Raw genomic sequence first — 25,227 nt, 5'->3', positions numbered from 1 at the left:
TTACCCGGCGAAAATTTCCCCCGTAGCGGTGCGTATGCACCCAAGCCGGTGGCACACTCCGAAGGAGCGCCCCTGCTCGTACGTGAACAGAGGGATGGTCCGGACCATGTCGGTCGGCTTCCGGGTGCCATGCGCGCGATCTTCACGACTTGTTCTCAGCGGGCTCCCAGATCCTCGACGTAACGTGAGCACGACAAGCACGGACGGAGGTGCCATGGCAGGCGCACGCGAGGGCGCCGCGCGCCCCGGGCCGCCCTACGGCGCGCTCCGGTTCGGCCTGCGCACGGGGCTGTGCGCCTGGGTCCTGCGCCGGGTGCCGACGCCCCGGCGCAACCCCTTCGCGCTCGGCTATCTCGCCGTCCTCGCCGCCACCACGCTCCTCGGCCGGCTGGCCGATCCCGCGCTGGTGCACCGCCTCCAGGAGTTCTCCAGCACCGACGGTCACCATCTGCTCCACCACCCGCTCAGGGTGCTGCTGCTCAGCGGTCTCTGGGTGGCGGGCCCGGTCTGGATGCCCTACCTGTGGGCCTTCGCCTTCACGGTGGCGCCGCTGGAGCGTCGGGTCGGCCCGGCCAGGGCCCTCGGGGTGTTCGCCGCCGGGCACGTGGTGGCCACCCTGCTCTCGCAGGGCGTGGTGCTCCTCGCGGTCGCGACCGGGCAGCTGGGCGCCGACGCGATGGACCTCCTGGACATAGGGGTCAGCTACGGCGTCCTGGCCAGCCTGGGGGCGCTGGCCGCGCTGCTGCCGCGGGTCGGCCGGCTGCTCGCGCTGGGCGGCGCGGTGCTCCTGGTCACCGAGCAGGTGGTCACCGACCGGGATCTGGTCACCGGGGTGGGGCATCCGACGGCTCTGCTGACCGGCCTCGCGCTCGGGTGGTGGCTGAGCCGCAGGCCGGGCCGTCGGGGCCGGGAGCGCGCGCCCCGCGCCGGGTGGCCCGGCCGCCGTGCGCCCGGGCGCGAGCCGCAGCCGGCCGAGGGCGCCCGTCGGCGGGCCGCGCTCGACCGGGTGTAGCGCGCCGGCGGGCCCCGGCCCACCGCGCCCACCGTCCCGGCGGCCGGTTCTTGCCCTTTCGCTGCGGGCGAACACCGGCCGGGGAACATCCCGGCTTCCGGAAACCTTAGTCAGGTCAGCTCAACTTCACTGACTGGGGAGAGATCATGGCATCGTCGTCCACACCGCTCACCCTGCCCGTCCTGCCGCTCGACGACGACGTCGTGCTGCCCGGGATGGTCGTCCCGCTGGACCTGTCCGACACCGAGGTCCGCGCCGCCGTCGAAGCCGCCCGAGCCGCCGCCACCGGCACCGCCAAGCCGCAGGTCCTGCTGGTGCCCCGGGTGGACGGCTCGTACGCGGCGGTGGGCACCCTCGCCACCGTCGAGCAGGTCGGCCGGCTGGCCGACGGCGATCCGGCCGCGCTGGTGCGGGCCGTACGCCGGGTCCGGATCGGCGTCGGCACCACCGGCCCCGGCGCGGCGCTCTGGGTGGAGACCACGCCGTTCCGCGAGTCCGCGCTCGCGGCCCCGCCGAGCGGCCGGGCCGCCGAGCTGGTCAAGGAGTACAAGGCCGTCTCCACCCAGTGGCTGCGCAAGCGCGGCGCCTGGCAGATCGTCGACCGGGTCGCCCAGATCGAGGGCGTCGGCGAGCTCGCCGACAACATCGGCTACGCGCCGTTCGCCACCGCCGAGCAGAAGCTCAAGGTGCTGCTGGAGGCCGACCAGGTCGCGCGCCTGGAGTACGCGCTGAGCCTGCTGCGCGAGCACCTCGCGGAGGAGGAGGTCAACGACACCATCCGCAAGGACGTCGAGGAGGGCGTCGCCAAGCAGCAGAAGGAGTTCCTGCTCCGCCGCCAGCTGGAGGCCGTCCGCAAGGAGCTGGCCGAGCTGAACGGGGACCCGGCCGACGAGGAGGGCGACTACCGTGCCCGCGTCGAGGCCGCCGACCTGCCGGAGAAGGTCCGCGAGGCGGCCCTCAAGGAGGTCGACAAGCTGGAGCGCTCCTCCGACCAGTCGCCCGAGGGCAGCTGGATCCGCACCTGGCTGGACACCGTCCTGGAGCTGCCCTGGAACGAGCGCTCCGAGGACGCCTACGACATCGCCGGCGCCCGCGCCGTGCTGGACGCCGACCACGCCGGCCTCGCCGACGTCAAGGACCGGATCGTCGAGTACCTGGCCGTGCGCAAGCGCCGGGCCGACCGGGGCCTGGGGCAGATCGGCGGTCGCCGCGGCGGCGCGGTGCTGGCGCTGGTGGGACCGCCCGGAGTCGGAAAGACCTCGCTCGGCGAATCGGTGGCCCGGGCGATGGGCCGCAGCTTCGTGCGGGTCGCGCTCGGCGGCGTGCGGGACGAGGCGGAGATCCGCGGCCACCGCCGCACCTACGTCGGCGCGCTGCCCGGCCGGGTGGTGCGGGCGATCAAGGAGGCCGGTTCGATGAACCCGGTCGTCCTGCTCGACGAGATCGACAAGGTCGGCTCCGACTACCGGGGCGACCCGGCCGCCGCCCTGCTCGAAGTCCTCGACCCGGCGCAGAACCACACCTTCCGCGACCACTACCTGGAGGTCGAGCTCGACCTCTCCGACGTGGTCTTCCTCGCCACCGCCAACGTGCTGGAGGCCATCCCCGGGCCGCTGCTCGACCGGATGGAGCTGGTCCGCCTCGACGGCTACACCGAGGACGAGAAGGTCGTCATCGCCCGCGACCACCTGCTCCCGCGCCAGCTGGAGAAGGCGGGCCTGGCGGGCGGGGACGCCGAGGTCGACGAGCGGGCGCTGCGCCTGCTGGCGGGCGAGTACACCAGGGAGGCGGGCGTCCGTGACCTGGAGCGCTCGATCGCCCGGGTGCTGCGCAAGGTCGCCGCACAGAGCGAGCTGGGCGAGCGCGAGCTGCCCGCCGCGATCGGGGCCGATGACCTGCGCGCCCTGATCGGCCGCCCGCACCACACCCCGGAGGCCGCCCAGGAGCCGGCCGAGCGGCGCACCGCCGTCCCCGGTGTGGCGACCGGGCTCGCGGTCACCGGCGCGGGCGGCGACGTCCTCTACATCGAGGCCTCGCTCGCCGACGCCGAGACCGGCGGCACCGGGCTGACCCTCACCGGGCAGCTGGGCGACGTGATGAAGGAGTCCGCGCACATCGCGCTCTCCTACCTGCGTTCGCGCGGCGCCGAGCTGGAACTGCCGGTCACCTCGCTGCGCGACCGCGGCATACACCTGCACGTTCCGGCCGGAGCCGTCCCCAAGGACGGACCGAGCGCCGGTGTCACCATGACCACCGCGCTGGCCTCGCTGCTCTCCGGGCGCAAGGTCCGCACCGACGTGGCGATGACCGGTGAGGTCTCACTGACCGGCCGGGTGCTGCCGATCGGCGGGGTGAAGCAGAAGCTGCTCGCCGCCGACCGGGCCGGGATCACCACCGTGATCATCCCCAAGCGCAACGAGCCGGACCTCGACGACGTCCCGGCCGAGGTGCTGGAGCGGCTCACCGTCCACCCGGTGGCCGACGTCCGGGAGGTGCTGCGCCTGGCGCTGGAGCCGGCCGGGGTGCTGGTGTCGGCCTGACGCATCCGGGCGCGCCCGACGGGAGATGACGTCCCGTCGGGCGCGCCCGCATGCTGGGACGCCCTTGTGAGACACGTCGTCACTCCAGCAGCATGGGGCCATGGATCGCCACGCCCACCTGAGCCGTCGACTCGACGTCGACCTGGCCCGCGCGTGTTCCGCGATCTGTCGCCGCGCTCTGTGACCCAGCGCGGTGACCCGCCCGGCCGTGTCCGGGTCCTACCTGTCCCAGGCACGGCCTGGGCTCCCCGGCCAGGGGAGAGCGTCCGGGTGGTGCGCACCGCTGTCCTCCCTCCCCGGCCTCCCCGGAGGGGCCCACCGCATCCCAGGACGGGAATCCCATGCGCTTCACGCTGCCCGCACGCGCCGCCGTACTCTCCGCCGCCGCCCTGCTCGCACTGGCCGGCGCCGCGCCGGCGCAGGCCGTGCCCGCCTTCGGCCCGCTGCCACCGCACAACCCGTACGCGGGCCCCGACGGCACCGCCACCATGCACGGCGACACCGGATCCTCGGACGCCACCGCGCTGCCCGGCCCCCCGCCCGGCCCGCTCACCTCGGACCGGATCGCGCTCCGGTCCGCCTGCCCGACCGTCCTGGTCGGCGCGGACGGCTTCCCGGTCGCGCTCTGCACCACGATCTTCGGGCTGGTCCCCACCGTCCACCTGCTCGACCCCGCCGACGGCCGCTCGCTCGCCGAGCTGCCGATCGCCAAGGGCTCGCTGCTCGGCGGCGTGTACGCCTACCTGGACGACCGGGACCGCCTGGTCGCCGTCGACGGCGACCGCGACCTGCTGCGGATCGGCCACCGCCGCGACGCGGCCGGCCACTGGCAGCTGTACGTCGACAGCCGGCTCCCGCTGGCCGGCGCCGTCCCGGACGGTGACGCCGTCACCGGGGTCTCGCCCGACTGGCAGGGCCGGGTCTGGTTCGCCACCGGCGGCGGCGTGGTCGGCACCGCGGACGACCGCACCGGCGTCGTCCGGACCCTGGCGCTGCCCGCCGGGGAGAAGATCGCCAACAGCATCTCCACCGCCCCCGGCGGCACCGCCGTCGCCACCACCCACGCGACCTACCTGCTCACCGCCGGCGCCGACGGAGCCCCCGCGGTCGCCTGGCGGCAGCCGTACGACCGGGGGCCGGGCCGCAAGCCGGGCCAGCTCAGCTGGGGCACCGGCTCCACCCCGACCTTCTTCGGACCGCGCACCGGCACCGACTACGTCACCGTGGTCGACAACGCCGCACCGACCGTGCACCTGCTGGTCTACCGGGCCGACACCGGCGTACCGGTCTGCTCGGTACCGGTCCTGAAGGCGGGCGGCAGCGGCAGTGAGAACTCGCCCGTCGCGGTGGGTGACACCGTCCTCGTCGCCAGTACCTACGGCTACCCGTACCCGAAGCTTCCGGACGACGCGGGCCCCGCCGTGCCGGCCTCCGCCGACTTCGTGGGCGGCCTCACCCGGGTGGACGTCCGCGCCGACGGATCGGGCTGCGACCCGGTGTGGGACACCAGGACCCGCTCGGCCGCGGTACCCCGGCTGTCCACGGCCGACGGCCTGATCCACACCTTCCTGCGCCTGCCCGTCATCCCGTTCACCGACCTCACCTCGATCACCGACCCCTACTTCTACGCGGAGATCGACCCGCGGACGGGCGCCACGGTGCGCACCGCGTACGTCGGCGCCACCTCCCTCTTCGACACCCTGCAGATGGTCGGCTCCATCGCTCCCGGCGGAGTCGTCTACCAGGGCACCACCACCGGAGTCCTGCGGGTCACCGCGCCGTAGCGGACCGGGCCGGCGGCGGCCGCCGCCCCGCGCCCCGTCCCGGAGCTGGGCCGGGGCGCGGGCCAGGCCGAGCGAGGACCGGACCGGGCCGGCGGCGGCCGGTCGTCGTGGGACACTGCGGGGATGCCGTCCCCCACCCAGCGCGTCCTGGCCCGAGTGCCGGCCCGGATGCGTCCGTTCCTGGTGAAGCACCGGACGCCGGTGAAGTTCCTGCTGGTCGGGAGCACCTGCTTCGTCCTGACCATGATGGTCAACCTCTCGCTCAAGCTCACCGTGCTGGAGCACAAGCCGGTGGTGGCCCTGACCGTCGCCACCGTGGTCGCGACCGTCGTCTCGTACGTGCTGAACCGCCAGTGGTCCTTCCGGGCGAACGGCAGGCAGCGCGAGGCGGTCCTGTTCCTCCTGGTCAGTGCCGTCGCGATCCTGGTCAACGACGTGCCGCTGATCGTCTCGCGCTACCTGCTGGACCTCCGCGAGCCCGACGTCAGCGCGTTCACCCAGGAGGCCGCGGACTTCGTCAGCGGCCTGCTCGTCGGCACCCTGGTGGCCATGGTGTTCCGCTACTGGGCGATGCGGCGCTGGGTGTTCGTGCCGGTGGCCGACCCCGAGCCGGTGGCCGAGGGCCGCCCCGAGCCGGTCTCCCGGGCCTGAGATCCTTGGTGTGAGAGAGGCGGCGAGCGATGCGTGAGACGGACACCCGCAATTCCGGCCCGGCCAGCCAGCAGGGCATGAGGCGGGCGAACCTGGCCCTGGTGCTCGGGCAGATCGCCGAGGGCCCCCGATCGCGCGCCGAGGTCGCCGCGGCCACCGGACTGACCCGCGCGGCGGTCTCCTCGCTCGCCGAGGAGCTGCTGACCGCCGGGCTGCTCACCGAGGCGGGCCAGGCCACCCCGAGCGGGAGGGTCGGCCGGCCCGGCACCGCACTGGGGCTGGCCCCGGACGGACCCGGCGGCCTCGGGGCCGAGATCGGCGTCCAGCACCTGGCGGCCTGCGTGGTGGACCTGAGCGGGGAGGTCCGCAGCTGGCAGCGGATGGAGGTGCCCAACCGGGGGCGCCGGCCCGCCGCCGTCCTCGCCGACCTCGCCGAACTGCTGCACCGCGCCGCCCGGGAGTCGGGGCTGCGCCCGGCCGGTCTGGCCCTGGCCGTGCCGGGCCTCGTCGGCGCGGCCGAGGGCATGGTCGAGCGGGCTCCCAACCTCGGATGGTCCGGTGTGCCGGTCGCGGCCGAGCTGCGGCCGGCGCTTCGTGCCGCCGGGGCGGAGGAGCTGTCCGGGCTGCCGATCGAGGTGGACAACGAGGCCAACCTGGGCGGCCTGGCCGAGCTCTGGCTGGGAGGGCGCCCCGGTGACTTCTTCCACCTGTCGGCCGAGGCCGGCATCGGCTCCGCGATCGTGGTCGGCGGGCGGCTGCTGCGCGGGGCGCGCGGCTACGCGGGAGAGCTCGGGCACGTACCGGTGCACCCGGACGGGCCGCCGTGCGCCTGCGGGGCGCGCGGCTGCCTGGAGCAGTACGCGGGTGAGGCGGCGGTGCTGCGCGAGGCCGGACTGGAGGGCGTCCTCGGCGACTGGGTCGGGCTGCTCGCCGAGCGGGCGGCGGCCGGGGACACGGCCGTGCTGGCCGCGTTGAGCGGTGCGGGCGCCGCGCTGGGCATCGCCGCGGCCGGTGCGGTGAACCTGCTGGACCCGGCGGAGCTGGTGCTGGGCGGCGGCTACGCGGAACTGGCGCCCTGGCTGCTGCCGGCGATGCGCGTGGAGCTCGCCGGGCGGGTGACCGTCCGCCCCTGGGCCGACGACTGGCTGACGGTCTCCGAGCTGGGCCGCCGCGGACCGCTGCTGGGCGCCGCGGTCGGCGTGGTCCGGGCGATCGTCGCCGACCCGGGGCACTTCTCCGGACGGGGGTCCGAGGGGGTGTGAGGCGCGGGGAAGGCGCGGGGGAGGCGCTGCGCTCCGGCGGCGCACCCCCGCGCCGAGCGCGCTTCCGGGCGGCGCGCGGGTAGGGGTGCGCGCGGGTAGGGGTGCGCGCCGCTCAGGCGAGGGCCGGGGCCGGGTCGCGCTCGCGGCCGGGCCGGTAGGCCACCGCGACCAGGGTCACGGCGACCCCGACGACGGCCCAGGCGGTCAGCACCATCAGGGGGACGGCGATGCCGGTGGCGCCGAAGTACGCGATCGAGCGGGCCACGTCGGTCCCGGCGCCGTTCGGGAACCACGCGCCGATGGCCCGCCAGAAGGCCGGCATCAGTGGGGGCGGGAACACCCCGCCCGCGCTGGGATTGCCGAGGACCACGAACAACAGCACCGCCAGCCCGATGCCGACGATCCCGAACAGGCACTGCAGCGCCATCGTGAAGGCGCCCACCCCGAACACCACCAGAGTGCCGAGGCCGATCAGCCCCCAGGTGGAGCCGGGCAGCGCGTGCAGCACCGGGCCGACGATCAGGGCGCCGCCGACGCCGGCCGCGATCGAGTACAGCGCCAGGGCGCCCAGCCGGATCAGCGCGCGGGCGGTGTTGGCGGGCCGGGAGCCGGCGCTGATGCCGAGGATCGAGGCGACCAGGTAGCCGCCGACGCACCAGCCGATCACCAGGTAGAAGGAGGAGAGCCCCTCGGCGTCACCCGGGGCCAGCGGCACCACGTCGTCGACCACGACCGTCCGCCCCTGGTTCTTGTCGATCGCGGTGACGATCGTCTCGGCGGCCCTGGCGGCGGCCGGGCCGCGCGCGTCGGCGACCAGCAGGGTGTCCTGGGTGCCGCTGGGGTCGAAGAGCAGTGCCGCGTAGATCTTCTGATCCTTGATCCGCGCGACGGCGGTGTCCCGGTCGGGGGAGGTGGAGGTCCTGACCGCGTCGTCCGGCACCGCCTCCAGGGCCGCCACCAGCTTCGGCTGGACCGCCGGCGGGGCGACGACGGCGATGGAGAGCTGATGCGGCGTCGGGTGATGCAACGCGCCGACGTACGACACGATGAAGGCCAGTTGGAGGAGGAGGACCGCGACCACCAGCAGTGCTGTGCGAGGGGTCACCGCATCCTTGAGTTCCGCGGCGAAGCCCGGCTCGGAGGCGGCCATCGACATCTCCCTACTGTCAGGACGATTGGGTGCCAATCAGATGATTCGTACCATCACGTACGTCTCTGCCCGGGAATCCCGCGCCGATGTCTGCGCGATACTGGCGGGGTGAGTGACGAGCAGGCTCTGCTGGCGGTGGAGCGGGAGATCGCCCTGCTGTTCCGGCGGGGGCGGGCCAGGGTCGGGGAACTGTCGCGACAGGTGCACCCGGAGCTGGAGGGCATGGGGTACAGCATGCTCGGCTTCGTCGAGCAGGCCGGCAAGGTGCGGCTGACCGACATCGGGGCGCACTTCTCGGTCGGCAAGGCCACCGTGAGCCGGCAGGTCAAGGCGCTGGAGGAGATCGGGCTGCTGGCCCGGGAGATCGATCCGCTGGACCGCCGGGCCGCGCTGGTGTCGCTGACCGAGGACGGTACGGCGCGCTATCTGCGGGTGCGCGACGCCCGTACGGCGCGGTTCCGGGAGTTGCTGGAGACCTGGCCGCAGGACGACGTGGTGCGCTTCGCCGACCTGCTGGTGCGCTTCAACGACCTGACCGAGGAGCCGGCCGGGAGCTGACCGGCGGCGCCGGTCGTGGATCGGGCGCGGGCCGGGCGCGGCGTCCCCCGGGGAGTGGATTCACCTGTCCCGACGGCCCGGCAAAGGGCGGGCAAAGGGACCTGGCGAGAACTTTACTTGGGCTTGAAGAAAGTTGCCCGGGTCAACCATCCTCTTTATGGTTGCTCAAGGCAACAAATTTTCGTACCAAAAAGCCGAAGGACCCCGATGACCGTCAGCTCCCCCGTCTCGACCGGAGCCGCCACCACCGACGACACCCCCATGACCCACCGGCAGGTGCTCGAAGCCCTCTCCGGGCTGCTGCTCGGCCTCTTCGTCGCGGTGCTCTCCTCGACCGTGGTCTCCAACGCCCTGCCCAGGATCCTCACCGACCTGCACGGCGGTGAGTCCGCCTACACCTGGGTGATCACCGCCGCCCTGCTCTCGCTGACCGCGTCCACCCCGATCTGGGGCAAGCTCTCCGACCTGGTCAGCAAGAAGCTGCTGGTGCAGATAGCACTGGTCATCTACATCGTCTCGTCGGCCCTGGCCGGCCTCTCCCAGAACACCGCCGAACTGATCGGCTGCCGGGTGCTCCAGGGCGTCGGCGCCGGCGGCGTGACCGCGCTGGCGCAGATCTGCCTGGCGGCGATGGTCCCGCCGCGCGAGCGCGGGCGCTACAGCGGCTACTTCGGCGCGGTCTTCGCGCTGGCCACCATCGGCGGCCCGCTGATCGGCGGTGTGATCGTCGACACCGACTGGCTCGGCTGGCGCTGGTGCTTCTACGTCGGCATCCCGTTCTCGCTGATCGCGATCCTGGTCCTCCAGCGCACCCTGCGGCTCCCGGTGGTCAAGCGCAAGGCGAAGATCGACTACCTCGGCGCCACCGTCATCACCGGCGCCGTCAGCCTGATGATGATCTGGATCACGCTGGCCGGCAAGAACTACGCCTGGGTCTCCTGGCAGACCCTGGTGATGGTCGGCGGCGGCGTCCTGCTCGGCGCGCTCGCCCTCCTCGTCGAGAGCCGCGCGGCCGAGCCGATCATCCCGCTGGCGCTCTTCCGCCACCGCACCGTCACCCTCGCCGCCGCCGCCAGCGTGCTGGTCGGGGTGGGGATGTACGGCGCGACGACCTTCCTCAGCCAGTACTTCCAGCTGGCCCGGGAGAAGTCGCCGACGATGGCCGGCCTGATGACGCTGCCGATGATCCTCGGCCTGGCGGTCTCCTCCACCGTCGCCGGCAGACTGATCACCCGGTACGGCCGGTGGAAGGGCTTCCTGGTGGCCGGGACCTTCCTGCTGGCGGTCGGCTTCGGCCTGCTCGGCACCGTCCGGGACGACACCGGCTACGGCTGGCTCTCGCTCTACATGGCGCTGGCGGGCATCGGGCTCGGCCTGACCATGCAGAACCTCGTCCTGGCCGTGCAGAACACCGTGCCGCGCAGCGAGCTCGGCGCGGCCAGCTCGGTGGTCACCTTCTTCCGCACGATGGGCGGCGCGATGGGCGTCTCGGCGCTCGGCGCCCTGATGACCAACCGGGTCGGCCGCTACCTCACCGAGAACATGACGGCCGCGGGAATCCCGGCCGGCCAGGGCGGCGCCGGCGGCAGCGAGATCCCGGACCTGCACACGCTGCCCGCGCCGGTGGTCCCGCTGGTCACCGACGCGTTCGGCCACGGCGTCGGTGTGGTCTTCCTGGTGGCGGCGCCGTTCGCGCTGCTGGCCTTCCTGGTGGTGCTCTTCATCCGTGAGGTCCCGCTGCGGACCGGGAACGGCGGCTGAGGGCAGGCCGTCGATCGGGCCTGCCGTCGAACGAGCCCTGCCGTCGATCGGTCGGGCGGCGGACAGTCCGCCGTCGAACGGTCCGCCGTCGAACACCGCGACGACGAGCAGCCGGGCGGCGACGGGCCCGGCAAGGACGGGAGCGCGGGCCGGCGGCGGAATCTCTCCGCCGCCGGCCCGCGCTCCCGTCCGTCGTGCGCCCGCCCCGTGGGGCGTGCGGCTAGCCCGCGATCAGGCTCAGTCCGTACAGCACCGCGCCCGCGCAGGCGGCGAAGCAGACGCTCGCGCCGGCCAGGGCGAGCGAGCCCCGGCCCGAGGTCCGGCCCGGCGCCGAGCCGCTCTCCGGGGCGGCCTCGCGGCGGGACAGGGCCAGGATGCCGAGGGCGAAGACCGCGACCACGGTGACGGTGATGCCGAAGCTGATACCGGCCGTCTGGGCCAGCGCGTTCCACTTGATGTTCATGGCGTTGCCCTTCAGGCCGCGACGGTGGTCTGGACGGGGGCGGGGGAGGCCGCCGTCGGGACGGGGGTGACCTCGACCGCCGCGCCGTCGCGGACGTTGCCCGAGTGCACCGGCTGGCGCCGGGAGAACAGGTACATCGCACCGGAGCCGGCCACCAGGACCGCGCCGACCACGACGACGCCCCAGGTGCCCTGGTCCGCGACGAAGGCCGCTGCGCCGGCCACCAGGGCGGCGGCGGGCAGCGTCAGGCCCCAGGTGTAGACCATCCGGCGGGCCATGCTCCAGTTGAGCTGGCGCCTCGGGCCGCCGAGACCGGCGCCCATGATGCCGCCGGAGCAGACCTGAGTGGTGGAGAGGCCGTAGCCCATGTGCGAGGAGGTCAGGATGACCGCGGCGGCCGCCGTCTCGGAGGAGAAGCCCTGCGGCGGCTGGATGTCGGCGAGGCCCTTGCCCATCGAGCGGATGATGCGCCAGCCGCCCATGTAGGTGCCGAGCGCGATGGCCGCGCCGGCGCCGATGATCACCCAGGTGGGGGGCAGCGCGCCCTTGGGCAGGGCGCCGACCGAGACCAGGGTCAGGGTGATGATGCCCATCGTCTTCTGGGCGTCGTTGGTGCCGTGGGCCAGCGAGATCAGCGAGGAGGAGGCGATCTGGCCGGTCTTGAAGGCCTTGGTGGTCGTCTTCTCGTTGCCGCGCGAGGTGATCAGGTACGCCAGCTTGGTGGCGCCCCAGGAGGCCAGGCCGGCCACGATCGGGGAGGCCACGGCCGGGATGAGGATCTTGGTCACCACGGTCGTGAAGTTGACGCCGCCGAAGCCGACACCCACCACGGTGGCGCCGATCAGGCCGCCGTACAGCGCGTGCGAGGAGCTGGACGGCAGACCTCGCAGCCAGGTCAGCAGGTTCCAGAGGATCGCGCCCACCAGCGCCGCGAAGATGATCGACGGATGGAGGCCCGCCTTCTCGTTGACGATGCCACCCGAGATGGTGGTGGCGACCTTCACGGACAGGAAGGCGCCCGCGAAGTTGAGGACCGCCGCGATGGTGACCGCGACCTTGGGCCGCAGGGCGCCGGTGGCGATGGAGGTGGCCATCGCGTTCGCGGTGTCGTGGAACCCGTTGGTGAAGTCGAAGGCGAGCGCCGTGATGATCACGACGGCTACCAGGAACGAGATGTGTTCCATACCCAAACAATCGTCGTAGTTGTCGCACTGATGTTGGTGTCACGGGCGACCGTAGGGATGGTGGATGAACGGAAGGTGAACTGGATCGGACGTTGCGGTTCCCGGCATGTCCGGGAGGTTGCGTAGATCTTGTGAAAACGTGGAGAGAGCCCCTCTGTTCGGGCATTTTCGGGCGGATCATCCGACTTCGATGGGGTTTGTTGAGACCTGTCTCACAGTCACCTGCGGGTCCGCCCCTCCGGTGGCCCCGCCGTCCCTGAAGAATTCATCAATATGTACGGGCACGGTCTGTCTCGGTCCGGCTCCGGCATGACAGGATTCGGCGGAGATCCGGAAAGCCATGCCGAAGAGCTACCGGGGCGGGGAGGGCAGTCCGATGGGCGGGGCGTTGCGGCGTACGGAATCGACCGGGGTACGGCCGTGGGTCCGGGCCGCCCTCAGATGCGGCGCCGTGCTCGCCGTGGCCGCGCTGTCACTGCCCTTCGCGACCCAGGCCGCGTTCGCCGCGCCCGGGCCGACCCCCTCGGCCACCGCGCCGACCGTGGCCCCCGGCGCCGATCCGCTCGCCGACGCCAAGCAGACCCTCGGCCCGCTGCTGGACCGGCTGCACCAGCTCTACGGCAGCGCCGAGGCCGCGACCGAGCAGTACAACGGCGCCGTCGCCAAGGTGAACCAGCAGCAGGCCACCCTGGTCGACCTGCAGAACCAGCTGCAGCGCCAGCAGAAGCTGGTGGACGCGGGGACGGACATCGCCGCCCAGCTGGCCGCGGCCCAGTACCGCAACGGCAGCGCCTCGGCCTACGCCGAACTGCTCCTCTCGGACGACCCCTACGAGGCCGTGACCATGGCGGAGCTGCTCGCGGCGGCCAGCCGCTCGCAGTCCGCCTTCCTGGACCACCTCAAGTCCGACCGTGCTTCGCTCGGCGACGTGCAGAAGCAGACCGAGGGCGCGCTCAAGGAATCCCAGGAACTGGTGGCGCAGCAGGACACGGCCAAGGCCGCGGTCGCCTCCGAGCTGACGTCCGTCGAGCAGCTGGTCGGCTCGCTCACCGGTGCCCAGCGCAGCGAGCTCGCCGAGCTGGAGAAGGTCCAGGCGGACGAGGCCCAGCTGGTCTTCCTCGCCTCCGGCGCACTCGGCAAGGGCGAGCGGACGCCCTCGCAGGCCGGCCGGGCGGCGGTGGCGTACGCGCTGGCGCAGCTCGGCAAGCCGTACGTCTGGGGCGGCGCGGGACCGGACGTCTTCGACTGCTCGGGCCTCACCTCGCAGGCCTGGCTGCACGCCGGGAACCCGATCCCGCGGACGAGCCAGGAGCAGTGGGCCCGGCTCCAGCACGTACCGCTGAACCAGCTGCGCCCGGGCGACCTGGTGATCTACTTCGCCGGTGCCACTCACGTCGCGATGTACATCGGCGGCGGTCTGGTGGTGCAGGCGCCGCGCCCCGGCGCGGTGATCAAGGTCTCGCCGATCGGCTCGATGCCGATCCTGGGCGCCGTCCGGCCGGATCCCGGTACCGGCGCGGACGACCAGGGCGGCGCCTGGAAGGTGCCGGCCCTGCCGACGAACTGGGACACCGCGACACCGATAGCGCCGTCGCCGCCGGCGACCGTGCCCGCGGTGCCGACGCCCGGTGGCACCCCCGCGCCCGGGGTCACGCCCACCACGGCGCCGTCGGAGCCGGGGACCCCGTCCACCGGGACCGGATCGCCGACGGACACCGCGACGACCCCCGGCGGTACGCCCTCCGGCACCGGTACGCCCTCCGGTACGGGCGGCCCCTCCGGTACGGGCAGCCCCTCCGGTACGGGAGGCCCCTCGGGGGCGGGCACACCGACGCAGTCCTCGCCGGAGCCGTCCGCCTCCTCGACCGCACCGGCCACCACCTCGGCCTCCGCGAACGCGACGCCGGTCTCACCGGCGGCCTCCTCCTCCGCCCGGGTGCCCAGCCTCTAGCACTGCTCCGCGCGGGTTCACGCCAGGGCGCCGGAGGCCGGGCCCGGACACCTCGGACGTGTCCGGCGAGAACCGCCCGGCTGCCCCGGCGGCCCCGGCGGCCCCGGCGGGCGTGGCTGCCCGGCGACGTCCGGGACGTCGTGGACCTCGGCGCGTCGACGACGTGGGCACCGGCCGCCCTCCTGGCGGCCGGTGCCCACGTCGTTCGACGGAACCCCCGGGACCTCGCGCCGCGCGGCCGCGACTCAGTTCCCGGGCGCCACCACCGGGCTGTTGTGGTAGGCGGCGATCAGCCAGCGGTCGTCCCGCTTCTCCAGGACCCAGGTCGCGTTCACCTTGCGCGCGTCCGGGACCTCGCTCTCGCCGGCGAACAGGATGCCGGATTCGCTGACGACGATCGCGCCGTCCCTGCCCAGGAAGCGGATGCTGAGCTGCCTGTTGCGGGTCGAGCTGCCCTTGAGCGGACCCTCGAAGCCCAGGGCCATGCTCCGGCGGATCACGTCACGGCTGTCGCGGAGCGAGCCGGTCATGACGGCGGTCGCGTCCGCCGTGTAGTCGGCGACCATGCCGTCGGCGTCGCCCGCTTCCCACGCCCGGTAGGAGGCGGCCAGCACGGCCTTGATCGCGGCCTCGTCCTGCGTACGACTGTCGGACATCGGATTTCTCCCTCGTGACCGGTTCGCACGGGGTGTTCCGGCGAACTCGTCACTACATACCGGTGGCGGGGCCGGAACTCATCGCGCCGGCGGCCGGAGGATGCCGAGGCGGGCCGGGCGCGGCCCCGTCCGGGCACGGGAGACGCCCGCGGTGCCCGGCCGCCCCGCACTGCCGGCACCCTCACCCGGCTGGACGCCGCCCCGGCTGGACGCCACCCCCGGTGTCGACAGGACCCCGGTCGTCCGGTCCGGCCGCCAGACCGAACGTCGCGAACACCTCGGGACCCTGGAACACCGAGTTCCGGCTGATCCCCTCGGCGGTCACGGTGAAGATCTGGAGGGTGTGCAGCCGGTATCCGTCGCCGTCGCGCCGGTAGGCGGCGAAACCGGGCTGGCCGTTGGCCGAGACCGTTCTGAGGCGCCAGTCCGTTCCGAGCGCCCCGAAGACCCACTCCATGAACAGGCCGTAGTTGCCGCGGCCGACGAACCAGTTGAGCTGCGGCGGCATCTCCATCAGCACGTCCTCGGTGAGCAGCCGCTTGAGGCCCTCGACGTCGGCGTGCTCGAACGCCTTCATGTAGCGGTCGACCCAGGCGCGCTGCTCGGCCGAGGACGGCTCGCCGAGACGCTCCTGCCGGATTCCCGCGTCCTTCATCCGGGTACGCGCCCGCTGCAGGGAACTGTTCACCGACACGGTGGTGGTGCCGAGGATCTCCGCCGCCTCGGACGCGGGGAAGCCGAGCACGTCACGCAGGATCAGCGCACCGCGCTGGCGCGCCGACAGATGCTGCAGCGCGGCCGCGAACGCCAGCCGCAGGCTGCTGCGGTCGATCACGGCCCCGGCCGGATCGCCCGCGTCCAGCAACGAGTCCGGCAGGGGCTGGAGCCAGGTGGCGTTCTCCTTTTGGACGAACGGCCCGAGCGGGTCGGAAGCGGCCACCAGCCCCGACGGCAGCGGTCGGCGGCCGCGGGCCTCCAAGGCGGTCAGGCAGGCGTTCGTCGCGATCCGGTAGAGCCAGGTGCGCGGCGAGCTGCGAGTGGGGTCGTACCGCTCCCACGCCCGCCACGCCCTCAGATACGTCTCCTGGACCAGGTCCTCGGCGTCGTGGGCCGAGCCGAGCATCCGGTAGCAGTACGCCAGCAGTTCCGTTCGCAACGGTGCGACCGAACGGTCGAAGCCCGCTTCCTGTGACGTCACGCCCACGCTCCCTCTCCGCACTGCCAGGAGCACCCTAGTCGGTGGCGACGACACCGGGGCGGGTTCCGGGTGGGCGGGGTCTCAGGCCACCGGGCCGCTGTCCGGCTCGAAGCGGATCACCACGGCCTTGGAGGTCGGGGTGTTGCTGATGTCGGCGGTCGAGTCCAGCGGCACCAGGACGTTGGTCTCCGGGTAGTAGGCCGCGGCGCCGCCCTCGGCCACCGGGTAGTGCACCACCTTGAAGTGCGCTGCCCGGCGCTCCACGCCGTCGCGCCACTCGCTCACCAGGTCCACATGACCGCCCTCGACCAGCCCGAGGCGGTCCGCGTCCGCGGGGTTGACCAGCACCACCCGTCGCCCGCCGGTGATGCCCCGGTAGCGGTCGTCCAACCCGTAGACCGTGGTGTTGTACTGGTCGTGCGAGCGCAGCGTCTGCAGCAGCAGCCGGCCCGGCGGCACCTCGGGCGCGGTCAGCGCGTTGACGGTGAAGTTGGCCCGGCCGGTGGCGGTCGGGAAGGTGCGGCTGTCGCGCGGGCCGTGCGGCAGGGCGAACCCGCCGGGGCGGCGGACCTTGTCGTTGAAGTCCTCGAAGCCGGGGACGACCCGGGCGATCCGGTCGCGGACGGTGTCGTAGTCGTCCGCGAAGTCCTCCCAGGGGGTGTCGTCCTGCGGGCCGAGGGTGGCGCGGGCCAGCCGGCAGACGATGGCCACCTCGGAGAGCAGCCCGGGGGCCGGCGGGCGCAGGCCCCCGCGCGAGGAGTGCACCATGCCCATCGAGTCCTCGACGCTGACGAACTGCGCCCCCTTGGCGGTGACGTCCCGGTCGGTGCGGCCCAGCGTCGGCAGGATCAGCGCGCGGGCGCCGGTCACCACGTGCGAGCGGTTCAGCTTGGTCGAGACGTGCACGGTGAGCCGGCAGCGGCGCATCGCGGCCTCGGTGACGTCGGTGTCGGGCGTCGCCGCGACGAAGTTGCCGCCCATCGCGAAGAACACCCGTACCCGGCCGTCGCGCATCGCCCGGATCGTCTCCACCGCGTCGAAGCCGTGCTCGCGCGGGGGCTCGAAGGCGAACTCCTTGCCCAGCGCGTCCAGGAACGCCGTGGACGGGCGCTCGAAGATGCCCATCGTCCGGTCGCCCTGGACGTTGCTGTGCCCGCGCACCGGGCAGACCCCGGCGCCCGGCCGCCCGATGTTGCCGCGCAGCAGCAGGAAGTTGACCACCTCGCGAATGGTCGGCACCGCGTGCTTGTGCTGGGTGAGGCCCATCGCCCAGCAGACGATGACCTTCCGCGAGGCCAGCACCATCGAGGCGAGCTCCTCGATCTGCTCGAACGGCAGGCCGGTGGCCTTCAGGACCTCCTCGCGGTCGGTGCCGGCGGCCTCGGCGGCGAACTCCTCGAAGCCCAGGCAGTGCTCCTCGATGAACTCCCGGTCGAGCACGTTGCCGTGCTTCTCCTCGGCGGCCAGCAACAGCTGGTTGAGCGCCCGGAACAGCGCCAGATCGCCGCCGAGGCGGATCTGCAGGAAGAGATCGGTCAGCTTGGTGCCGTGGCCGGCCAGTCCGCGCGCGTTCTGCGGGTTCTTGAAGCGTTCGAGGCCGGCCTCGGGCAGCGGGTTGACGCTGACGATCCGCGCCCCGGCCCGCTTGGCCCGCTCCAGGGCGGAGAGCATCCGGGGGTGGTTGGTCCCCGGGTTCTGACCCGCGACGATGATCAGGTCGGCCTGGTACAGGTCCTTCAGGCTGACGCTGCCCTTGCCCACCCCGAGCGTCTCGACCAGCGCGGAGCCGGACGACTCGTGGCACATGTTGGAGCAGTCCGGCAGGTTGTTGGTGCCCAGCCGGCGGGCGAACAGCTGGTAGGCGAAGGCCGCCTCGTTGCCGGTCCGCCCGGAGGTGTAGAAGGCGGCGCCGTCCGGGGTGTCCAGCGCCCTGAGCTCCTCGGCGATCGTCCTGAACGCCTCCTCCCAGGAGACCGGCACGTAGTGCGTGGCACCCTCGTCCAGCAGCATCGGCCCGGTGAGGCGGCCCTGCTGGCCCAGCCAGTAGCCGGAGCGCCCGGCCAGCTCGGCCACCGGGTGGGCGGCGAAGAAGTCGGCGGTGATCCGCCGCTCGGTGGCCTCCTCGGCGACCGCCTTGGCACCGTTCTCGCAGAACTCGGCGATGTGCGGCTTGTCCGGCTCGGGCCAGGCACAGCCGGGGCAGTCGAAGCCGTCCGGCTGGTTGACCTTGCGCAGCACCGCCAGGGTGCGGCGGGTGCTCATCTGCTCGGCCGCCATCCGCAGGCTGTGGCCCACGGCCGGGAGCCCGGCCGCCGCGTGCCCGGGCGCGGTCACCGCCGGGTCGTCCTGGGCCGGGTCGCTCTGCGGGGCCTGCTTCGCCATGGGGTCCTCCGGGTCGTACGGGCCGCTCCGTCGCCGGCCCCGGCATCCATCCTTCCACTCATGTGTTCGATCGGGCAGCGGTGCGGGTCGGCCGGCGGTGTGGGGCGCGGTGGTGGCGCGCGACAGAATGTGCCGTGCCCGCCGACGCAGAGGAGCCGTGGATCATGCCGCCGACCGGAGCCGAACAGCCGCCCCCGGGGCCGTACGCACCGCAGCAGGGGCCGTTCGCCGCGCCGCTGATGCCCGCCGGCGCGCCGCCGATGCCCGCCGTGCCGCCCGCCGTACCGCCGCAGGCGTCCGCCGCGGCCGCATCGGGGCCGGCCGTCGCCGGGGACCCGCGGGCCGCGCTGCTGGGCCGGCGCCGGGAGGCGGGCGAGCGGGAGAGCGCCGAGGCGGTGCGGCTGCTGGAGGCGCTCGCCCGGGAGATGGTCGCCGGGCTGGGCCGGTACGACCGCGACACCCTCACCACCTGGCGCGAGCTGGCCTGGTACCGCGAGGCGGCGGGCGACCGGGCCGGCGCGTACCAGCTGCTCGCCCAGGTGGTGCCCGACCTGGTCCGGGCGTTCGGCCCGGGTGATCCGGACACCCTGCAGGCGCGCTACGAACTGGCCGTCCTCACCGGCACCGCGGGCGATCCGCACGTCGCGGTGCTCCAGCTGCACGCGCTGGTGCCCGAGCTGTCCGCGGTGCTCGGCCCGTACGACGAGCGGGTGCTCAAGGCCCGGCACGACCTGGCGCTGCAGATCGCCGACACCGGCGACGTCGGCCGTGCGCTGCACCACCTGCAGCAGGTCGTGCCCCTGGTCCAGCAGACGCTGGGCGAGGGACACCCGCTGCTGGCGGAGACCCGGCTCGACCTCGGCCGGTACGCCGAGCTGTGGGGGCTGAGCCCGGCCGGCCGGGCCGCCGGGCTCAGTTGGGCCGAGGCGGTGGCGATCGTCCATCGTCTGCTGGTCTGGGACTTCGAGAGCGACCGGGAGGCGGACGTCTGCCTGAAGGAGCTGGAGCGCCGGACCGGCGCCCGAGGACTGATGGACCGGATCCTGCTGGCCCCCGACCACCTGAGCGCCGAGCAGGTGGCCGCGGCGGCGCTGGGCGCCCCGCCGGGGGCCGGTCCGCCGCCGCTCCCCGCCTACTGAGCCCCGCCGTCACGTCGCCGCCCGCCGGGCCCCCGTCACCTCCCGGCCGCCGCCGTGGCCAGACCGTCCACCGAGGGCCGGGCGCCCTGCGCCGGCCCGGCCGGTTCCGCCAGGTCGCGCAGGATGGCCCGGGCGGCCGCGTCGGTCTGGCGGAACCCGGGGGAGTCGGTGCGCGGCCGGGCGAAGGCGGCCGCCGCACGCAGGCTGGTGTGCGGGCCGAGCGCGGTACGGCGCGGGTGCGGGGCGCCGCCGAGCGCCGGGTCCAGGATGCGGCTGTCGGCGGGCGAGATGGTCAGCAGCCCCGAGCGATGGGTGTGGTCCTCGTCCTGGACGACCTCCTCGATGATCCGCCCGTCGGCGTGCAGCTGTCGCAGCAGCGGATCCCGGGTGCGGGCGAGCGCGTGCTTGGGGAGGTAGCCCTCGATCAGCGCGGTGGCGGTGACCACCCGGCCGGGGACGGTCGGGCTGCTCGCGCGGAACGTGCCGGTGGCCTCGTCCGGTTCGACCGCGAGGTCGGCGCCCAGGAAGCGCACCACCCCCGCCTCGGAGAGGGCGAGCAGCTGGCGCAGCCGGAAGCCGGGCGGGCCGGAGGCGAGGAAGCTGAAGAAGCCGAACCACCACTCGTCCAGCTCCTGCCCGACCGACCGGGCCGTCAGCCGCCCGGAGGCCATCACCCGGGGCAGCTGGCCGAAGAGCGAGAGCAGCGCCAGGAAGGCGCCGAGGTCGGCGCTGTGGGCCGGATCGGCGCGGCGGTCGGCGTCGGCGGTGATGTACGCCCGCAGGTGCCGCTGGAGCTCCTCGCCGCTGTCCAGCGTCAGCCCGGCCAGCGGGTGGTCGAGCGCCTCGAAGTCCACCCGGTCGGCCGGGTCGGGGACGGCGGTGTCGATCAGCCGTGCCAGTGCGGGGGAGTACCAGTCGAGCCGGTCGTACGCGGCGAGGAAGTCCTCCCAGGGCAGGGCGGTGCGCTCGGGGTGGGCCCGGAACAGTTCGTGGTAGTGGCCGAAGCCGATCTCCTTCGCCATCAACGGCCAGAAGTCACGGCGTAGTTCGAGGGGTCCGGGGCGCGCGAGGACGCCGTCGACGGCCTCCCGGCCGAAGTAGCGGGGCAGTGGCGCGGGCGCCGCCTGCAGCCGGTACTCGGTCTTCGAGTGGTAGGGGACGCCGCGTCGGGAGCCGGTGTGGATCACCGGTTCGCGGCCGGAGGGGTGGTAGACCAGGCCGGCCGGCGTCTCCTCGAAGCGGCCGCCGCGGCCCTCGGTGAGCAGCGCGGTCAGATCGACGAACGCGAGCCCGAGGCCGCGCAGCACCAGGTGTTCGCCGGGGGCTATCCCGGAGAGGTCCGCGTCGGCGGAGTAGGCCGGTGCGAGGTGGAACAGGCCGTGCCGGGCGGCGAATTCGGCCATCGGGGCGTGCCGCGGGTCGGGTGCGGAGTCGAGGTGCCCGATGGTCAGGGTGACGTGGTCGGCGCTCAGCGTGCGACGGCCGAGCCGGACCAGCTGCGGTCCGTCGGCCGGGCCGGTGACCTCCTGGACGGTGTCCCGGTGCACGGTGACCGTGATGTGCGCCGGAAGGTCCGCGATCGCGCGGCGCAGGACCCAGTCCAAGTAGGCGCTCTGGGCCCGCCGGGTCGGGAAGTCGGTCGGGGCCAGGGTGCGCAGCTCGTCCCGGACGGCGGGGTCTCCCACCTCCCGGTAGGGAGCGAACTCCTCGCTTCGGGCGGCCCATTCGGCCAGCGAGGGGCCGGGGCGGACCGGGCCCTCGATGGTCGACTTTTCGTCGGTGAACATCGTGACGTCCTCGGCCATCGAGTTCATCCGCAGCAGCGGGGACTGCTCCCGGCGCCAGATCCGGCCGGCCCCGGGCGGGTACGGATCGACCAGGTGGATGTGCAACGGCCGGTCGGCGGGCAGCAGTTCGGCGGAGTTGGCGGCGATCCGCTCCAGCAGCCCGGCACCGCGCGGCCCGGCGCCGACGATCACCAGCGTGCTCACCGCTCCTCCCCGGCGGGGCCGGAGGGCGCCTGGTCGACGGCCGAGCGCAGCCGCCCGTACAGCACCCGGGCCCGCTGCAGCGGGGTCGGTGGCAGGCCCTCGCGGGTCGCGCCGCGGGCGAAGCGGCGCTCCAGGTAGTACTGGCCGACCGACAACACGGAGGTGACCAGCAGGTACCAGAGGGTGGCCACCACCAGCAGCGGGATCACCTGGTACGTCCGGTTGTAGACCAGCTGGACCGAGTAGAGCAGGTCCGAGACCGCGAGCACGCTCACGATGCTGGTGCCCTTGAGCGCGCTGATCAGCATGTTGCCCGCGGTCGGCACGATGGTGCGCATGGCCTGCGGCACGATGATCCGGCGCAGCACCCGGGCCCGGCCGAGCCCGAGGGCCTGGGCGGCCTCCAGCTGGCCGCGGTCGACGGAGAGGATGCCGCCGCGCACCACCTCGGCGGCGAACGCGGCCTCCAGCAGGGTCAGGCCGATCACGGCGGTGAGGGTCGGCCCGAGCAGGTTGACCGTCCGGAAGGTGACGAACTCCGGGCCGAACGGGATGCCCAGGCCGAGGGTCGGGTAGAGGGCGCCGATGTTGAAGAAGAACAGCAGCTGGACCAGCGGCGGCGTCGATCGGAAGAGCCAGACGTAGCCCCAACTGATGGTGCGCAGGACCGGGTTGGCGGACAGTCGCATGGTGGCCAGCAGGGTGCCGAGGACGAACCCCAGCGACAGGGTGGCGGCGGTCAGCCACAGCGTGAGCAGCAGGCCGTCGAGGACGGAGGTGGAGGTGAAGTAGTCGGCCACCACCCCCCACTGGAACGCCTTGTTGCGGACGACCGAGTTGACCGCCATGGCGAGCAGGAGCAGCGCGACGGCCGCCGAGACCAGCTGCCAGGGGCGCCGGCGGGCGACGATCGGAGCGTCCGTGAGGGCGTCGGGCAGTCGGCCGCCGTCGCCGGGCTGCGGGTCGGCGGTGACGCGGTCGGCGGTGGCGCGGTCGGTGGTGGCTGCGGGGTTGCCCAGCAGGCGCGGAGGCGGGCCGGTGACGGGAAGGACGTCCTGCGGGGTGGCCATGAGGAGGGCTCCAGGCGTGGAGGAGGTGCGGGCAGGCGGGGCGTCGTCACGTACTGCCGTCGCGCGTACCGCGTCCCTCAACGCGGCCGGCGTGCACTCACTCCGGAAGGATCGTACGCATGACCGATCGGTGGGTGTCAAGGGCGGCGCCGTCCGTCGGGGCCCTCAGCGGCCGGTTGATGGACAGTGGTTGACGGATTCCACCGATGACTGCTCAACTGTGACCCATGTACGCCGAGCAGCCCCTGGTCACCCGCGACCACATCGACTTCGGTCGAGTGTGGTCAGCGGCATGTCGCGGCTGATTCCGGCAGCGGGCCGTCTGATCTGACCGGCCCTTCTCCTTCGGAGACCCTCCCTCGGTGCCCCGTCGCGGGCCGGGAAGCCACCTGCACGCTCTGCACCGGTGGTTGTTCAGGCGCACGCTGCCGCCTCCTCACTCCAGCCGCACCATCGTCACGCGTTGCCGACCGAGGCGCTCGCGCCGCCGGCCGAACCGTCCGCTTCCTCCTCCCCACCCACCCGGGCCCGCGCAGCGGCTCCCCCCCAGGCACGCCCAGCGCCTCGTCGCGCCGGGCTCCGCCGTGCCCGAAACCGCCCACGCCGGGCGGATCGCACAGAGAGAACTAGAGGTCAGCCACCATGCCCGTCGAATTCCTCGGTATCGCCGCCACCGGAAACGGCTCGGAGACGGAGGTGCGGACGACCGCCGCCTTCGACCGCGACTACACCCTGCGTCTGGCCCGCGCCCACGAGGACAACGGCTGGGACCGGGTCCTGTTCGCCTACGCGGCCGGCGCCCCGGACCCGGCACCGGCCGCCGCGTACATCGCCGCCCGGCTCGACAAGCTGCAGATCCTGCTGGCCCACCGGCCGAACGTCTCCTACCCGACCTTCGCCGCCAAGACCTTCGCCACGCTCGACCGGATCAGCGACGGCCGGCTCACCGTGCACTTCATCACCGGTGGCAACGACCACGAACAGCAGCGCGAGGGCGACTTCCTGACGAAGGATCAGCGCTACGACCGGACCCGCGAGTACATCCGGATCGTCAAGCGGGCCTGGACGAGCACCGAGCCCTTCGACCACGAGGGCGAGTACTACCGCTTCAACGACTTCGTCTCCGACGTCTTCCCGGTCCAGTCGCCGCGCCCGAACGTCTCCTTCGGGGGCTCCTCGCCGGCGGCCTACGCGGCCGGCGGGGCCGAGGCGGACATCTTCTGCCTCTGGGGTGAGCCGCTCGCCCAGACCGCCGAGCAGATCGAGACGGTGAAGGCCGCCGCACTCGCGGCCGGGCGCACCGACCCGCCGCGGATCCAGGTGGCGTTCCGGCCGATCATCGCGCCGACCGAGGAGCTGGCCTGGGAGAAGGCCCACCGGACGGTGGCCACCATCAACGAGCGCCGGCAGGGGGGTGCCTTCGTCCGGCGGCAGAACCTCGGCGTTCCGGGCAAGGGCGGCAAGCCGGCGACCCACAGCCCCGAGAACACCGGCTCCCAGCGCCTGATCGCCATCGCCGAGGCGGGCGAGCGCTACGACCGCGCGCTGTGGACCCCGACCGCCGCCGCCACCGGCGGGGCCGGCAACTCCAACGCCCTGGTGGGCACGCCCGAGACGGTCGCCGAGGCCCTGCTCGACTACTACGACCTCGGCGTCGACATCCTCTCCGCCCGCGGTTACGCGCTGCTCGACGACACCATCGACTTCGGCCGCTACGTCATCCCGATCGTCCGCGAGGAGGTCGCCCGGCGGGACGCGCGGAAGGCCGCCGAGGAGGCCGCCCGGCAGGAGCGCGCCGAGCACGACCGGCACCAGCTGATCGCGGCGCAGGTATGAGCGGCGGGACGGCGGCCGATCCGGCGGTCGTCGAGATCCGCCGGGTGAGCCCCGACGACGCGCTGGCCGAACCGCTGCTGAGGGGACTCACCGAGGAGTACCTCGGCCGCTACGGCGAGCGGGCGCACGAGGAGATGGCCCGCTACCCGAGCAGCGAGTTCCACCCGCCGCACGGTCTGCTGCTGCTCCTGCTGGAGGACGGAGTGCCGGTGGCCGGCGGCGCCTACCGCCGCTACGACGGGCGGACCGCCGAGGTGAAGCGGATGTGGACGGCCGTCGGCCACCGCCGCCGCGGTCTGGCCCGCCGGGTGCTGGCCGAACTGGAGGCGGCCGCGGCCGCTGCCGGCCACGGCCGGATGTACCTCACCACCGGTCCGCTCCAGCCCGAGGCCAAGGGTCTCTACCTGGCGACCGGGTACACGCCGCTGTTCGACGTGACGGCCGATCCCTCGACCGTCGGTCCGCTCGCGTTCGAGAAGCGGCTCGCCGCGCCTCCCGCCGGGCGCCCGGACGTCCGGGCCGCTCAAGTCCTGAAGCCCTGAAGTTCTGAAGCCCTCAAGCTCCGGCCCACCGCACTCCCGCAGTCCCGAACTCTCGCAGTCCCGCACTCCTTACCCAGGCCGGCGCCAGCCGTCCGGC

The 25,227-nt window shown here is 73.6% G+C and carries 19 protein-coding genes; 11 read left to right on the top strand and 8 right to left on the bottom strand.

Annotated elements, in window-relative coordinates:
• Positions 1-214: 214 nt before the first annotated feature.
• From OG823_RS12555 to OG823_RS12535, 5 genes are all read left to right on the top strand, one after another.
• On the top strand, positions 215-1,012 hold the full coding sequence (locus tag OG823_RS12555) for a rhomboid-like protein (RefSeq protein WP_371479572.1): 798 nt from the start codon (positions 215-217) through the stop codon (positions 1,010-1,012).
• A gap of 146 nt (positions 1,013-1,158) precedes the next feature.
• Positions 1,159-3,552, top strand: coding sequence for an endopeptidase La (lon, locus tag OG823_RS12550; RefSeq protein ID WP_371479571.1), 2,394 nt, complete (start codon positions 1,159-1,161; stop codon positions 3,550-3,552).
• A 341-nt stretch (positions 3,553-3,893) separates the two neighbouring features.
• Positions 3,894-5,336 carry a hypothetical protein gene (locus tag OG823_RS12545; RefSeq protein ID WP_371479570.1) on the top strand — a complete coding sequence of 481 codons (1,443 nt, stop codon included), beginning with the start codon at positions 3,894-3,896 and terminating at the stop codon, positions 5,334-5,336.
• Positions 5,337-5,459: 123 nt separating this feature from the next.
• A complete protein-coding gene (locus tag OG823_RS12540; RefSeq protein ID WP_371479569.1) occupies positions 5,460-5,987 on the top strand; it encodes a GtrA family protein in 528 nt (175 codons plus the stop codon).
• A gap of 29 nt (positions 5,988-6,016) precedes the next feature.
• Complete coding sequence (locus tag OG823_RS12535; RefSeq protein WP_371479568.1) at positions 6,017-7,249, top strand: ROK family protein; 1,233 nt, start codon at positions 6,017-6,019, stop codon at positions 7,247-7,249.
• A gap of 112 nt (positions 7,250-7,361) precedes the next feature.
• On the opposite strand, the gene OG823_RS12530 is transcribed toward OG823_RS12535, so the two are convergent.
• A complete protein-coding gene (locus OG823_RS12530) occupies positions 7,362-8,399 on the bottom strand; it encodes a DUF3533 domain-containing protein (protein WP_371479567.1) in 1,038 nt (345 codons plus the stop codon).
• Positions 8,400-8,507: 108 nt separating this feature from the next.
• Here OG823_RS12530 and OG823_RS12525 point away from each other — a divergent pair, with 108 nt between their 5' ends.
• Positions 8,508-8,957 (top strand): MarR family winged helix-turn-helix transcriptional regulator, encoded by a 450-nt coding sequence (locus OG823_RS12525; RefSeq protein ID WP_371479566.1) that lies wholly within the window; start codon positions 8,508-8,510, stop codon positions 8,955-8,957.
• Between the two features lie 207 nt (positions 8,958-9,164).
• Complete coding sequence (locus tag OG823_RS12520) at positions 9,165-10,718, top strand: MDR family MFS transporter (protein WP_371479565.1); 1,554 nt, start codon at positions 9,165-9,167, stop codon at positions 10,716-10,718.
• 220 nt (positions 10,719-10,938) lie between these two features.
• On the opposite strand, the gene OG823_RS12515 is transcribed toward OG823_RS12520, so the two are convergent.
• The gene (locus OG823_RS12515; RefSeq protein WP_371479564.1) at positions 10,939-11,181 is read right to left on the bottom strand and encodes a hypothetical protein; all 243 of its coding nucleotides are present in this window, start codon (positions 11,179-11,181) and stop codon (positions 10,939-10,941) included.
• 11 nt (positions 11,182-11,192) lie between these two features.
• Positions 11,193-12,365 (bottom strand): anion permease, encoded by a 1,173-nt coding sequence (locus OG823_RS12510; RefSeq protein WP_371479563.1) that lies wholly within the window; start codon positions 12,363-12,365, stop codon positions 11,193-11,195.
• Between the two features lie 340 nt (positions 12,366-12,705).
• Between OG823_RS12510 and OG823_RS12505 the strand changes: the two genes are divergently transcribed.
• The gene (locus OG823_RS12505; protein ID WP_371479562.1) at positions 12,706-14,316 is read left to right on the top strand and encodes an NlpC/P60 family protein; all 1,611 of its coding nucleotides are present in this window, start codon (positions 12,706-12,708) and stop codon (positions 14,314-14,316) included.
• Between the two features lie 245 nt (positions 14,317-14,561).
• On the opposite strand, the gene OG823_RS12500 is transcribed toward OG823_RS12505, so the two are convergent.
• From OG823_RS12500 to OG823_RS12490, 3 genes are all read right to left on the bottom strand, one after another.
• On the bottom strand, positions 14,562-14,972 hold the full coding sequence (locus tag OG823_RS12500) for an SgcJ/EcaC family oxidoreductase (RefSeq protein WP_371479561.1): 411 nt from the start codon (positions 14,970-14,972) through the stop codon (positions 14,562-14,564).
• A 181-nt stretch (positions 14,973-15,153) separates the two neighbouring features.
• Positions 15,154-16,170, bottom strand: coding sequence for a sigma-70 family RNA polymerase sigma factor (locus OG823_RS12495; protein WP_371479560.1), 1,017 nt, complete (start codon positions 16,168-16,170; stop codon positions 15,154-15,156).
• Positions 16,171-16,251: 81 nt separating this feature from the next.
• Positions 16,252-18,552 (bottom strand): FdhF/YdeP family oxidoreductase, encoded by a 2,301-nt coding sequence (locus OG823_RS12490; protein WP_371479559.1) that lies wholly within the window; start codon positions 18,550-18,552, stop codon positions 16,252-16,254.
• A gap of 134 nt (positions 18,553-18,686) precedes the next feature.
• Between OG823_RS12490 and OG823_RS12485 the strand changes: the two genes are divergently transcribed.
• A complete protein-coding gene (locus tag OG823_RS12485; RefSeq protein ID WP_371479558.1) occupies positions 18,687-19,691 on the top strand; it encodes a hypothetical protein in 1,005 nt (334 codons plus the stop codon).
• Positions 19,692-19,726: 35 nt separating this feature from the next.
• Here the strand turns inward: OG823_RS12485 and OG823_RS12480 are convergent, their stop codons facing one another.
• Both OG823_RS12480 and OG823_RS12475 read right to left on the bottom strand, forming a co-directional pair.
• Positions 19,727-21,682, bottom strand: a complete 1,956-nt coding sequence (locus OG823_RS12480; protein ID WP_371479557.1) for an FAD/NAD(P)-binding protein — start codon at positions 21,680-21,682, stop codon at positions 19,727-19,729.
• On the bottom strand, positions 21,679-22,752 hold the full coding sequence (locus tag OG823_RS12475; protein ID WP_371479556.1) for an amino acid ABC transporter permease: 1,074 nt from the start codon (positions 22,750-22,752) through the stop codon (positions 21,679-21,681). Before OG823_RS12475 ends, OG823_RS12480 begins: the two co-directional genes overlap by 4 nt.
• 642 nt (positions 22,753-23,394) lie before the next feature.
• On the opposite strand from OG823_RS12475, the gene OG823_RS12470 reads away from it, so the two are divergent.
• Positions 23,395-24,588: an LLM class flavin-dependent oxidoreductase gene (locus OG823_RS12470; protein WP_371479555.1), complete on the top strand. Its 1,194-nt coding sequence runs from the start codon at positions 23,395-23,397 to the stop codon at positions 24,586-24,588.
• The gene (locus OG823_RS12465; RefSeq protein ID WP_371479554.1) at positions 24,585-25,130 is read left to right on the top strand and encodes a GNAT family N-acetyltransferase; all 546 of its coding nucleotides are present in this window, start codon (positions 24,585-24,587) and stop codon (positions 25,128-25,130) included. The genes OG823_RS12470 and OG823_RS12465 overlap by 4 nt, the downstream gene beginning before the upstream one ends.
• Positions 25,131-25,227: the final 97 nt, after the last annotated feature.

Origin of the sequence: Kitasatospora sp. NBC_00315 (genome assembly GCF_041435095.1) — a bacterium.
Taxonomy (GTDB): Bacteria; Actinomycetota; Actinomycetes; order Streptomycetales; family Streptomycetaceae; genus Kitasatospora.
This window is presented reverse-complemented; position numbering and strand designations above follow the sequence as displayed.